The 11695-nt window shown below is 72.2% G+C and carries 11 protein-coding genes and 3 tRNA genes; 3 read left to right on the top strand and 11 right to left on the bottom strand.

Features of this window, described 5'->3' with window-relative positions; all coding sequences use genetic code 11:
- Positions 1-6 precede the first annotated feature (6 nt).
- The 4 genes from ACGF3C_RS17535 to leuC form a co-directional block, all read right to left on the bottom strand.
- Positions 7-1950: an endonuclease/exonuclease/phosphatase family protein gene (locus ACGF3C_RS17535; RefSeq protein WP_357223718.1), complete on the bottom strand. Its 1944-nt coding sequence runs from the start codon at positions 1948-1950 to the stop codon at positions 7-9.
- 163 nt (positions 1951-2113) lie between these two features.
- Positions 2114-2797 carry an HU family DNA-binding protein gene (locus ACGF3C_RS17540; RefSeq protein ID WP_355005285.1) on the bottom strand — a complete coding sequence of 228 codons (684 nt, stop codon included), beginning with the start codon at positions 2795-2797 and terminating at the stop codon, positions 2114-2116.
- Between the two features lie 172 nt (positions 2798-2969).
- On the bottom strand, positions 2970-3557 hold the full coding sequence (gene leuD, locus ACGF3C_RS17545) for a 3-isopropylmalate dehydratase small subunit (RefSeq protein WP_091393128.1): 588 nt from the start codon (positions 3555-3557) through the stop codon (positions 2970-2972).
- Positions 3558-3571: 14 nt separating this feature from the next.
- Positions 3572-5017: a 3-isopropylmalate dehydratase large subunit gene (gene leuC, locus ACGF3C_RS17550; protein ID WP_393223031.1), complete on the bottom strand. Its 1446-nt coding sequence runs from the start codon at positions 5015-5017 to the stop codon at positions 3572-3574.
- A 49-nt stretch (positions 5018-5066) separates the two neighbouring features.
- On the opposite strand from leuC, the gene ACGF3C_RS17555 reads away from it, so the two are divergent.
- Positions 5067-5753 carry an IclR family transcriptional regulator gene (locus ACGF3C_RS17555; RefSeq protein WP_007456408.1) on the top strand — a complete coding sequence of 229 codons (687 nt, stop codon included), beginning with the start codon at positions 5067-5069 and terminating at the stop codon, positions 5751-5753.
- 192 nt (positions 5754-5945) lie between these two features.
- Here ACGF3C_RS17555 and ACGF3C_RS17560 read toward each other — a convergent pair.
- The 4 genes from ACGF3C_RS17560 to ACGF3C_RS17575 all read right to left on the bottom strand — a co-directional run bounded on the left by ACGF3C_RS17560 (position 5946) and on the right by ACGF3C_RS17575 (position 7384).
- A tRNA-Glu gene (locus tag ACGF3C_RS17560) sits at positions 5946-6018 on the bottom strand.
- Positions 6019-6193: 175 nt separating this feature from the next.
- Positions 6194-6266 (bottom strand) — tRNA-Glu (locus ACGF3C_RS17565).
- A gap of 134 nt (positions 6267-6400) precedes the next feature.
- Positions 6401-6472: transfer RNA gene (locus ACGF3C_RS17570), tRNA-Gln, on the bottom strand.
- Positions 6473-6580: 108 nt separating this feature from the next.
- Positions 6581-7384 carry a fumarylacetoacetate hydrolase family protein gene (locus tag ACGF3C_RS17575; protein WP_091393135.1) on the bottom strand — a complete coding sequence of 268 codons (804 nt, stop codon included), beginning with the start codon at positions 7382-7384 and terminating at the stop codon, positions 6581-6583.
- Between the two features lie 174 nt (positions 7385-7558).
- Here ACGF3C_RS17575 and ACGF3C_RS17580 point away from each other — a divergent pair, with 174 nt between their 5' ends.
- Both ACGF3C_RS17580 and ACGF3C_RS17585 read left to right on the top strand, forming a co-directional pair.
- Positions 7559-9037: a hypothetical protein gene (locus ACGF3C_RS17580; RefSeq protein ID WP_393223035.1), complete on the top strand. Its 1479-nt coding sequence runs from the start codon at positions 7559-7561 to the stop codon at positions 9035-9037.
- 34 nt (positions 9038-9071) lie between these two features.
- On the top strand, positions 9072-9938 hold the full coding sequence (locus ACGF3C_RS17585; RefSeq protein WP_393223038.1) for a 3-methyladenine DNA glycosylase: 867 nt from the start codon (positions 9072-9074) through the stop codon (positions 9936-9938).
- Positions 9939-9978: 40 nt separating this feature from the next.
- Here ACGF3C_RS17585 and arfB read toward each other — a convergent pair whose 3' ends face one another.
- The 3 genes from arfB to ACGF3C_RS17600 all read right to left on the bottom strand — a co-directional run bounded on the left by arfB (position 9979) and on the right by ACGF3C_RS17600 (position 11688).
- Positions 9979-10404, bottom strand: coding sequence for an alternative ribosome rescue aminoacyl-tRNA hydrolase ArfB (gene arfB / locus ACGF3C_RS17590; protein ID WP_091393146.1), 426 nt, complete (start codon positions 10402-10404; stop codon positions 9979-9981).
- Positions 10405-10438: 34 nt separating this feature from the next.
- Positions 10439-10735, bottom strand: coding sequence for a hypothetical protein (locus tag ACGF3C_RS17595; RefSeq protein WP_210786404.1), 297 nt, complete (start codon positions 10733-10735; stop codon positions 10439-10441).
- A gap of 98 nt (positions 10736-10833) precedes the next feature.
- A complete protein-coding gene (locus tag ACGF3C_RS17600; protein ID WP_357232004.1) occupies positions 10834-11688 on the bottom strand; it encodes a trypsin-like peptidase domain-containing protein in 855 nt (284 codons plus the stop codon).
- Positions 11689-11695: the final 7 nt, after the last annotated feature.

Raw genomic sequence — 11695 nt, forward strand, 5'->3', positions numbered from 1 at the left:
CCTTCGTCAGCGGGGCGGCAGGGTCACTGTCACCGCGACCGGCAGGTGGTCGCTGGCGGTGCTGCGCGGCGCGACCGGATCGCCGGGGGTCAGGCCGGGCGAGACGAAGATGTGGTCGATCTGCTGGCGCGGGTCGTCCGCCGGGCTGGTCGCCAGTGGTCGGGCGGCGGCCAACGCGTCGACCAGGCCGGCCCTGGTGAACTCCACGAACGCCTCGTCGCCCGGTTCGGTGTTCAGGTCACCGGCCACCACCAACGGCAGACCGGCCGCGTACCGGGTGGCGAAGTCGGCGACCGCGCGGGCCTGGACCACCGGGCCCTTGCCGGGTGGTGGTTGCAGGTGGGTGCTGACAACGGCGGTACGGACACCGTCGCTGAGATCGAGCGTGACGGCGAGGGCCTGCGCGCCGGTGGGCGCGCCGACGGCGGCCAACGGCAGGGTCCGCGGATCGTCCACCGGCCAACGGCTGAGCACCGCGTCGCCCCAGACCGGGTCGGCTGCCGGCCCGAAGACGTACGGCATACCGAGCCGGTCGGCCAGCAGGTCCAGGGTGTCGTGCCCGCCGTTGAGCAGCCACGCCCGGTCCACCTCGCTGAGCAGCACCACGTCGGGCCGTTGCCGCTCGACCACCTCGGCGAGACCGGCCAGGTCGAACCGGCCGTCCAGCCCGAACCCCATCCGGATGTTGTACGCCACCACTGTCAACCGTTCCGGCGGGCCGTCCCGGTTGCTGGCCACCGGCACCTCGTCGGCGAGCACCGGTGCCAGCAGGGCCAGCGCGGTGACCGCGGCGGCGGCCCGGAGCGGCGGAAACGGCCCGGGAAGCCGGTCGACGACGGGGCGGGCGGTGAACGCCACGGCGGCGATCAGCACAGCCACCACCACCGGCACCGCCGCGTTCGGGTAGCCGAGGTCGTAGGCCGAGTAGTAACCGACCGCCCCCAGCGCGAAGACGAGCATCCCGGCGGCCACCGCGTACCCCCGCCGGGCGGCGCTGGTGCCGGCGCTCGCGGTGTCGGCGGCGGGCTGGCGGGTCTCGTCGGTCAGCGCGAGGCAGGCACCGAGGCCGACCGCGGCGAGGAGGATGGCCGGCAGGAGCAGGTCGCCCCGGTCGAGGGCGAACAGCACCGCGCCGCCGAGCAGCGCCACCGGGCCGTACGCCCGGCCCCACCCACGCGGCGGCCCTGTCAACGCGGCGCAGAGGAACCCGGCGACCGCCACCGGCACCGGCGCCAGGCCGAACAGTGGCGAACGAGCCACCCCGTCTCCAGCGACCAGGTACGACATTCCGGTTCGGGCCAGCGCCGGGGAGAGCGCCACCATCCCGGCCAGCAGCAGCGCCGGCCCGGCCAGCAGCCAGGCCCGGCCACCACCAGGGCCGGCAGGGGCCTCAGCGGGGCCGACAGGGGCGTCAGCGGGGGCGTTACCCGCACCGCCGCGCTGGCCGGGTTGCGCCGTGCCGACCAGGAACACCGCCACCGCGACGGCGCTGAGCAGCCAGGCCACCCAGTCACCCCGCCAGACCAGGTCGACGGTGTCCAGCACCGCGTGCACTGCCGCGTTGACAGCGAACCCCAACGCCAGCCCCGGGACCGGGCGGTCGGTGTCGGCCGCGACGCCGACCAGCCAGACCAACCCGGCGAGCAGACCGGCGGTGGCCAACCAGAGCTGCGTACGCCCGCCAGGAGCGGCCGTGAGCGCGAGCCGGGCGACGGCGAGCGCGACGGCGGCGACGACAGTGACCGGGCGGGCTCCGACCCGGCGGACCACGGCGGGTGCGCCCATCGCGAGCACGAACCAGCCGAGGGCGAACGCCCCCATCAGCTCGGCCGGGGTGGACGCTGCCTGACCGAAGATGGTGATGATGCCGGGCAGCCAGACCCGCAGCACGTCGATGAGGAGGAGCACGCCCAGCGCGAGCGTGCCGGTGGTGAGCTGTCGGTAGCGCACCGGCGCCCCATTTCCCGTCGACGGGCCGGCCCAGGGGTGGCCGGCACGGCGATTCTGCGCGAGCGGGCCAACCCGGTCAACGGTCCCCGTACGCCGAAAAAGTCGTCCTGGTACGCCGAAAGGGCGCCCACCCACTGGTGGACGCCCTCGCGGTACCTCTCGGTCAGCGCTTGCTGGCCGCCTTCTTGGCCGGAGCCTTCTTCGCCGGCGCCTTCTTGGCCGCCGTGCTCTTGCTCGCCGCCGCGGTGGTCTTCTTCGCCGCGGTCGACCGGGTCGCGGCGGTGGTCTTCTTCGCCGCGGTGGTCTTCTTGCTGGCGGCCGTCTTGGTCGCCGTGGTGGTCTTGCTCGCCTTGGCCGGGGCGGTCTTCTTGCTGGCGACCGTCTTGGTCGCCGTGGCGGTCTTGCTCGCCTTGGCCGGGGCGGTCTTCTTGCTGGCCGCCTTCGCCGTGGTCGCCTTGGTGCCCGCCGCCTTGGCGGTAGCCGCCTTGGTGCCGGTCGCCTTCGTGCCCGCCGCCTTGGCCGTGGCGGTGCTGGTGGCGGTCTTCTTCGTCGCCGCCGCGGCCTTCGGCACCTTGCCGCTGGCCACCATTTCCTTGAACCCGGCGCCGGGGCGGAAGGTCGGGACTGACGTCTTCTTGACCTTCACCGCCTCGCCGGTACGCGGGTTGCGCGCTGTTCGCGCGCCACGCACACGCTTTTCGAATGCTCCGAATCCGGTGATCGCCACCTTCTCGCCCTTGGTGACCGCCGCCTGGACCTCGGTGAGGACCGCGTCGAGCGCGGCCGTCGCCATCTTCCGGTCCCCCAGGCGAACGGCGAGCGCCTCGATGAGCTCGGCCTTGTTCACGACTTCCTCCCGATTGTGCAACTGACTCGTCGCGAGCCATTCTGCGCGCACGGTATGCCCTGTGCTGCCGGGACACAAACATTCGGTAGAAAAAAGCCCTTGTGTCGTAACGGATTCACCCCCACCGGATGGACCGATGGGGGTGAAATCCGCTGCGCGGGCGGCCTAACGGCTATGCCACGGAGGGCAGGAAGGGCAGTCGGCGCGCCTCGTAGGAGTCGATGTCGGCGGCGTGGCGGAGGGTGAGTCCAATGTCGTCGAGGCCCTCCAGGAGGCGCCAACGGCTGAAGTCGTCAAGCGGGAACGACCAGCTGGCGTCCCCCGCCCGGAGCTGGCGGGCGGTCAGGTCGACCGTCACCGCAGTGGTGGGATCCGCTTCGACCAGGTCCCACAACTCTTCGACGGCTTTCAATTCCAACTCGACCGGCAACAGACCTTCCTTGAGGGCGTTGCCGCGGAAGATGTCACCGAAGCGCGGGGCGACCACAGCACGGAAGCCCCAGTCCCGTAGCGCCCAGACGGCGTGTTCCCGGGAGGACCCCGTGCCGAACTCCGGACCGGCGATGAGGATCGACGCTCCGGAATAGTTTTCATCGTTGAGCACGAATGCCGGATCTTCCCGCCAGGCGCTGAACAGCCCGTCGGCGAAGCCCGTCCGGGTCACCCGCTTGAGGTACACGGCGGGGATGATCTGATCGGTGTCCACGTTGGACCGGCGCAACGGCACGGCGGTGCCGGTGTGGGTGGTGAACTTGTCCATCTCGTCGGTCCCTTCTACAGGTCGGCGGGGGCGGCCAGCCGGCCGACCACGGCGGTGGCGGCGGCCACCGGCGGGGAGACCAGGTGGGTGCGCCCGCCCCGGCCCTGACGGCCCTCGAAGTTGCGGTTCGAGGTGGAGGCGGAGCGCTCGCCCGGCTTCAGCGTGTCGGGGTTCATCCCCAGACACATGGAGCAGCCGGCGAACCGCCACTCCGCCCCGGCGTCGGCGAAGACCTTGTCCAGGCCCTCGGCCTCGGCGGCCTCGCGCACCGCGGCGGAGCCGGGCACCACGAGCATCCGGACGCCGTCGGCGACCCGGTGGCCACGCAGCACGTCGGCGGCGGCGCGCAGGTCCTCCAGGCGACCGTTGGTGCAGGACCCCACGAACACCACGTCGATCGGCAGCTCCCGAAGCGGGGTGCCGGGACGCAGGTCCATGTACTCCAGGGCGCGGCGTGCGGCGGCACGCTCCGAGTCGGTGACGAACTCCTCCGGATCCGGCACCGGCGCGCTCAGCGGCGCGCCCTGCCCCGGGTTGGTGCCCCAGGTGACGAACGGGGTGATCTGGCTGGCATCCAGGGTCACCTCGGCGTCGAAGCTCGCGCCCTCGTCGGTGGGCAGCGTCCGCCACCACGCCACCGCCGCGTCCCAGTCCGCGCCCTGCGGCGCGTTCGGTCGACCCTTGAGGTACGCGAAGGTGGTCTCGTCCGGCGCGATCATGCCGGCCTTGGCGCCCCACTCGATGGACATGTTGGCGATGGTCATTCGCCCTTCCATGGAGAGGGCGCGGATCGCCTCGCCGCGGTACTCGACGATGTGCCCGCGACCTCCACCGGTGCCGACCTGCGTGATCAGCGCGAGCACCAGGTCCTTGGCGGTCACGCCTGGCGCGAGCCGGCCGGTGACGTTCACGGCCATCGTCTTCGGCCGGCTCTGCGGCAGCGTCTGGGTGGCCAGCACGTGCTCCACCTCGCTGGTGCCGATGCCGAAGGCGAGCGCTCCGAAGGCGCCGTGGGTGGCGGTGTGCGAATCGCCACAGACGATCGTCATGCCCGGCTGGGTGACGCCGAGCTGCGGGCCGATCACGTGCACGATGCCCTGGTTGTCGTCGCCGAGCGGGTGCAGCCGCACTCCGAACTCGGCGCAGTTGCGGCGCAACGTCTCGATCTGCGTACGCGACGTGGGGTCCGCGATGGTGAGCAGGTCACCACGGCGGAGGCGGAACGCCGGGTCGTCGTACCCGGTCGGGGTGTTGTGGTCCTCGGTCGCGAGGGTCAGGTCGGTACGACGCACCCGGCGTCCGGAGAGCCGCAGCCCGTCGAAGGCCTGCGGGCTGGTCACCTCGTGCAGCAGGTGCAGGTCGATGAAGAGCAGGTCCGGCTCACCAGCGGCGGACCGTACGACGTGCGCGTCCCAGACCTTCTCGGCCAGGGTCCTCGGCTCAGGAGTGACTCCCACCATCTGGACATCCTAAATTCTGGGAGGTAAGTTTCGGCTTGTGGGACACAGTATGAGCGGTGTCGGCGTTCTCGACAAGGCGGTGGTCATCCTGGCCGCCTGCGTGGACGGCGCCAGCCTGGCCGAACTCGTCGAACGCACCAAGCTGCCCCGGGCCACAGCACATCGCCTGGCCCAGGCCCTGGAGATTCACCGAATGCTGGTGCGTGACACCCAGGGCAGATGGCGGCCCGGCCCCCGCCTGGGCGAGCTGGCGAACGCCGCACCGGACGTTCTGCTGACCGCCGCCGAGCCGCTGCTGGCCGCGCTGCGCGACGCCACCGGTGAGAGCGCGCAGCTCTACCTGCGCCGTGCCGACGAGCGGATCTGCGTGGCGGCGGCGGAACGCGCCAGCGGTCTACGGGACACCGTTCCGGTGGGCTCGGTGCTGCCGATGACGGCCGGCTCAGCGGCCCAGATCCTGCTCGCCTGGGAGCCGCCGGAGGCGGTCATGCCGCTGCTGCCGCGCAGCAAGTTCACCGGCCGCACCCTCGCCGAGGTACGCCGTCGCGGCTGGGCGCAGAGCGTCGCCGAGCGGGAGGCCGGTGTGGCGAGCGTCTCCGCCCCGATCCGCGACCGCACCGGCCGGGTCATCGCCTCGGTCAGCATCTCCGGCCCGATCGAGCGCCTGGGCCGCCGCCCCGGCGAACGCCACGCCATGGCAGTGGTGAGAGCCGGCCAACGCCTGTCCGGCCTCTAACCCTCACCTACCCCTACCCCCTGCCCCCTACCCCCTCCAGCCCGACCCACCCTCGTTGATCATGAAGTTATTGCCACGACACGCCGAGGGCGAGGGCAATAACTTCATGATCAACCGGGGCGAAGGTGGGTGCGCGGGGGGGGGGGGGGACGGGAAAGGCTCATCTCGCTTTGCGAGATGAGCCTTTGGTTGTAGCCCCGACCGGATTCGAACCGGCGCTACCGCCTTGAGAGGGCGGCGTCCTGGGCCGCTAGACGACGGGGCCAGAACTTTTCCGTTCACCACCCTCGCGGGCGGTGCGAATGTAGTCTAGCGGCACCGTACCCGGGCGCGAGCGCGGGGTGCGCCGTCACCCGAAGGCCCGGCGGGGGCCGGACCGGGCACCGACGGGCGGACACGAAACAGCCCGCCTCACGAGGTGAGACGGGCTGTGCACGCTGTAGCCCCGACCGGATTCGAACCGGCGCTACCGCCTTGAGAGGGCGGCGTCCTGGGCCGCTAGACGACGGGGCCAGAACAACTTTTGCTCCCCCACCTTGGCGGCGGAGGAGCTGCACTCTGCCGAAGACCACCCTCCGCCCCCGAAGGGGCGGAGTAGAACTCCGTCAGAATCCAGCGTCTGGAAATTCTCGCGAATTCCAGCAGCGCTGGGGTACCAGGACTCGAACCTAGACTAACTGAACCAGAATCAGTCGGGCTGCCAATTACCCCATACCCCATTGGCCCCTTGCGGCGCCGGGAGTGAACTTTACCCTCCCGGTGCCGGCAGGCCAAATCCGATCCCCCCGAACCACCCGTGAGCTGCGGAAACAGGGGCATCAGACGGATCAGGCGACGGGAACCACCGGGTTGGTGAGCTCGCCGATGCCGTCGATCCGCACGGTGACCGTATCCCCCTCGACAAGCGGGCTAACCCCGGCTGGAGTGCCGGTGAGAACGACGTCGCCGGGCAGCAGAGTCATGACGTGCGAGATGTACGACACCAGGCCCGGCACGTCGAAGACCATGTCCTTCGTCCGGCCGAGTTGGCGTACCTCCATCTCCTCCGGGTTGCGACCCACCTCACACCGGATCTCCAGGTCGGACACGTCCAGCCCGGTGGTGATCCACGGGCCGATCGGGCAGAACGAGTCGAAGCCCTTGGCCCGGGTCCACTGCCCGTCCGACCGCTGAAGGTCCCGAGCGGTGACGTCGTTGGCGCAGGTGTAGCCGAAGATGGCGCGTTCGGCGGCCGCGCGGTCGGCGCGGCGCGCACCCGGCGCCCCGATCACGACCGCCAGCTCCGCCTCGTGCTCGACCTGCTTGGAGAAGATCGGCAGCCGGATGGCGTCCCGGGGGCCGATCACCGAGGTGGACGGCTTGAGGAAGAGCAGCGGCTCCTTGGGCACCTCGTTGCCGAGCTCGGCGGCGTGGTCGGCGTAGTTGCGGCCGACACAGACCACCTTGCTGGGCAGGATCGGCGAGAGCAGCCGAACGTCGGAGAGGGCCCAACGGGCCCCACTGAAGGAGAGATTGCCGAACGGGTGGCCCTCGATCTCGGCGATGGTCAGACCCTGCGGCCCAGCCTCCGCTTCGCCTTCGACGGCACCGAACGACATTCCCTTGGCATGGGCGAAACGAGCGATACGCACCCGGCCAATCTAGCGCCGCCGGCACCCCAGACGGCCAGGACAGGCGCTCGGGTGTGCTCAACCCGTCAGCGCGCGGCACCCTACCGGAGCTGGAGGTGACCGGGGCGGACTTCTCGACTTCGTACCCGCACGGAGGCGGCTGGCCCCTAGCGTCGGCTCCGGAGGTTCGTTCGTATGCCTGCATCGACACGACACCACAGAGCCCTCGCAGTGTTCGTGCACTGCCTCGGCATCCTCGCCGCCGTGCCGGCCCTGCCGACGGCGGCCCCGGAGGCGGCGGCCGCGCCACGACCACCGGCGTCCACGCCACAACCACCGGCGTCCACGCCACGACCACCGGCGGCCACGCCACAACCACCGGCCGCCGCACCACCACCAACGGCGGTCGCACCACCGGCCGCCACACCAGCACCAGTGGGAACCCGGCCGCCGGTGGCGATGGTCGCGCGGGTGACCGAGCCCACCCCGCCCTCGGCGCCACCGGCGATGGCACCACCGACCCGGGCACCGGCTTCGGCACCCCCGCAACAGGTCACCGTGGCGGTCGCCACGGAGAGTAGCCCGGCACCCAGGTACCGGATCCAGGTGCGCAACGTGAGCAACTCGCCGCTGGAGACCACGGTGCGTCAGGAACTGCCGCCCGGCTCGTCGACGACCGCGATCAGCGGTGGTGGCCGATCCAGCTCGGCCGGCGGATCGGCCACCGAGGTGACCTGGCGGCTGCGGCTACCCGCGCACAGCACCACCACCTTGGGCACCGCGCTCGCGGCGACCGCGCCGGGCCGGCCGCTGACCGCGCCGACCTGCGCGTTCACCAGTGACGGCAGCCGACCGTACGACTGCGCCACGGCCACCTGGCAGGCGGCAGCGGCACCGCCGGCCGAGGTGAGCGAGGCGCCACCGTGGCGCCGCTACCCGGTGCTGCTCGCCGGACTGGCGGTCCTGCTGCTGATCAGCGCCGCCCTGGTCTGGGTGTGGCGACGTCGGCGCGGGCGTCGGGTGACGGCTGCCGCGCTCTCCACCGGCGGCGGTGCCGAGGGTGGCCGCGGGACTGTCTATCCCCGGCCGGCGGCCCCGAGTCCGGTGCGACGTCGGCGTACCCCGCCGGTCTGGATGTTGGTGGGTGCCGCCGTGGTGGTGCTCGCCGGCGTGGTCGGCACCGCGGGCTGGACGGCGACCCGGCAGGTCGCGGCGATCGACACGCAGAAGCAGCCCACCAGCGGCGCGTGGGTGGGAACCGGAGTCGCCGGGGCCATGGGAGTGCCGCTGCGCGAGTCGGCGTTCGAGTTCACCGTGTACCGGATGACCTGCGGCGCGCCCGGCACCGCCGGGAAGACCGGCGGCGGCGGTGCCGCACCGGCGAACGGGCGACGCTGCGAGGCCACCGTCGGAGTGCGCAACGTCACCGGGGACCACCAGCCCTGGCACAGCGAGCTGCAACGGGCGTACCTGCCCGACGGGCGCTGGGTGAGCACCGACGAGTCGGCCACCCGGACGGCGAACCTGGGTCGGGACGTCTTCGCCGACCCGATGGCAGCAGGTACCCGGATGGTGCTCCCGCTGGTCTTCACCGTCGACGGGCGGGACCCGCCCCAGCAGTTGGAGCTGCGCAGCGGGGTGTTCTCCGCAGGCGTCCGGGTGCAGATGCCCTGACCGGTGCGCGGGCGGCGGTCGTACCCTGGGGTGCGTGACCGCCGCCCTCGCCCCCGCCGTGCTCGACGCGGCGCAGTGGCAGGCCCGCCGACGGGCCCACGAGGAGCGGGTGGATGTCTGGCTGACCCCGCACCTGGCCCGGCGACGACGCGGTGAGCGGCATCCGGTGGCCGACTTCCTGTTCACCTACTACTCGCACCGCCCGGCCCAACTGCGGCGCTGGCATCCGGGGCCCGGGGTCGAGCTACGGGACGCCGACCCGGCCGAGTTCGGCCGCGACTACCGCGCCGGCACCGCCGGGGTCATCCTCGACACCGAGGGGGTACGCGCGAGGCGCGGCGAGTCGATCGCCTGGATCCGCTCCCTGCTGGAGGCGACGCGCGGACGGGCGCCGCACTTCGGCTGCTTCGGGATGCACGAGTGGGCGATGGTCTACCGGCAGACCCGGGAGGAGTTGCGGCACAACGCCTGGCCGTTGCGGCTCAGCGCGGAACGCACCGCCGAGGTCGTCGAGGAGCGGGGCGTGCGGTGCAGCCACTTCGACGCGTTCCGGTTCTTCACCCCGCCGGCCCGCCCGCTGAACCTGCTCACCCCCACCCGGGAGACGCAGCACGCGCACGAGCAGCCGGGCTGCCTGCACGCCAACATGGATCTGTACAAGTGGGCGTACAAGTTGTCGCCGTTGGTCACCTCGGAGCTGGTGGCCGACGCGTTCGGCCTGGCCCGGGACATCCGCACGCTGGACATGCGGGCCAGCCCGTATGACCTGGCGGCCCTCGGCCACCCGCCGGTGCGGGTGGAGACTCCGGACGGTCGGGCGGAGTACGCGGCGGCGCAACGCGGCTTCGCCGAGCGTGCCGCCGTGCTGCGCGACCGGCTGCTCGCCGCCGTCCCGGGGTAGTCGTCGGCGCGGCGCTGTCCCCGTTCCCGTTGGGACCGGCCTAGTCGTCGTCGGCGCGACGGTCCCGTTTGCGTTGGGACTGGCGCTTCTTCTCGGCCAGTCGGCGTTCCTTGGCCCCACGGGACGGCCGGGTGGCCCGGCGGGCCGGCGGTGGGGGCGCGGCGGCCTCCCGCAGCAGAGCTGTCATCCGGGCGCGGGCCGCCTCCCGGTTGGCCAGCTGGGCACGGTGCTCGCTGGCGGCGATCGTCAGCACCCCGTCGACGAGGCGGTTGGCCAGCCGGGCCAGCGCCCGCGGCCGCAGCCACTCGGGCACGGCCGGCGAGTTGGCCACGTCGTAGCTCAGCTCGACCCGGGAGTCCGCGGTGTTCACGCCCTGCCCACCCGGCCCCGACGAGCGGGAGAAGCGCTCCCGCAGCTCCCCGGCGGGGACGACCCACCGGTCGGTCACCCGCAGTCCGTCGTCCACGCCCCGAGGCTAACCCGCGCCGACCTGCCGGGGGTCATCGGTGCGGAGGCTCACTCTGCGTCGGGGACTGGCTGGGTGCCGGCCCGGCGGTCTCCTCGTCGGAGCCGACGGCCGCGTACGCCACCGCGCCGAAGAGCAGCACTCCGATGACCGCGGCCTTCACGACGACGCCGCGGATCAGTGACCAGGCGCCGCGGCGGGCGCCTGGCACCGATTTCTTGACGGTCTGGTAATCGTTCCACCCGCGCCGTGCCCGGGCGTACGCCGACCCCACTGCACATCCGATGACCAGGCCCACCAGCAGGAGGACCGTGAGAAGAGGACGCTCCACCTCAGCCAGTATCCATACCGAGCGTAATATTTCCATTGTCCGATGCCGTCCGGCCGGATATCCGACAGTGCCGGCACCGTCAGGGGTGTTCGGGCAGCTCAGCCGCCCTTGCCGATGATCGTGTCGGCGGTCTGCTGCACCTGGTCGATCGGGATGGCGAACCCGATGCCGATCGAGCCGTTTCCATCGATGGTGGCGATCGCGGTGTTCACCCCGACCACTTCCCCGCGTGCGTTGACCAGTGGCCCACCGGAGTTGCCGGGGTTGATTGACGCGTCGGTCTGCACCGCGGTGTGCCGGTTGTTGCCGAGCCGCACCTCCCGGTCGAGCGCGCTGACGATGCCCGCGGTGACCGTCCCCGCCAGACCGAGCGGTGAACCGACAGCGAGCACCGGCTCACCGACCCGGGTCGCGCCGGGCTTGGCCAGGGGCAGCGGGGTGAGACCCGCCGATGCCGGCACCTTCAGCACCGCCAGGTCGCTGCGCGGCTCCCGTCCGACCACCTCGGCGGCGAACCGGCGGCCGTCGGGCAGCTCGACGGTCACCGGTCCGCCACCCCCCTTGGCCAGGATGTGGTCGTTGGTGATCAGGTGCTGCTGGTCGTCCACGGCGAAGCCGGAGCCGGTCGCGGACCCGCTGGTCGCGCCGCCGGCCAACACCGACACCACCCCGGGTACGGTCCGCTCGGCCGCGGTGACCAGCTCGGCCGGCACCGGAGCGGCGGACGCCGCAGCCGGGCCACCAGCCCCGTCCCGACTGGCCACCACGCCGCCGGCGAGAGCACCGGAGACGGCCGAGACCGCCACCACTGCCAACACGGTGAACAGCCGCCCGGGCCCTCGCCTGCCCGGGTCGCGTTCGGGCGCGTCCCACCACCCGCGCCCGTCCGGGTCGAGTTCCGGTGAGATGAACCAGGGACCGCGCGGTTCGCCCAGTCCGGTCTGCACTGCCATGCGCACT

The sequence above is a fragment of the Micromonospora sp. NPDC047762 genome, assembly GCF_043204655.1.
Classification (GTDB): domain Bacteria; phylum Actinomycetota; class Actinomycetes; order Mycobacteriales; family Micromonosporaceae; genus Micromonospora.

Excerpts from the sequence above, each read along its gene's own strand:
- leuD (WP_091393128.1), bottom strand. The coding sequence starts at position 3,557 with ATGGACAAGTTCACCACCCACACCGGCACCGCCGTGCCGTTGCGCCGG.
- leuC (WP_393223031.1), bottom strand. The coding sequence starts at position 5,017 with ATGGTGGGAGTCACTCCTGAGCCGAGGACCCTGGCCGAGAAGGTCTGG.
- ACGF3C_RS17555 (WP_007456408.1), top strand. The coding sequence starts at position 5,067 with ATGAGCGGTGTCGGCGTTCTCGACAAGGCGGTGGTCATCCTGGCCGCC.
- ACGF3C_RS17580 (WP_393223035.1), top strand. The coding sequence starts at position 7,559 with ATGCCTGCATCGACACGACACCACAGAGCCCTCGCAGTGTTCGTGCAC.
- ACGF3C_RS17600 (WP_357232004.1), bottom strand. The coding sequence starts at position 11,688 with ATGGCAGTGCAGACCGGACTGGGCGAACCGCGCGGTCCCTGGTTCATC.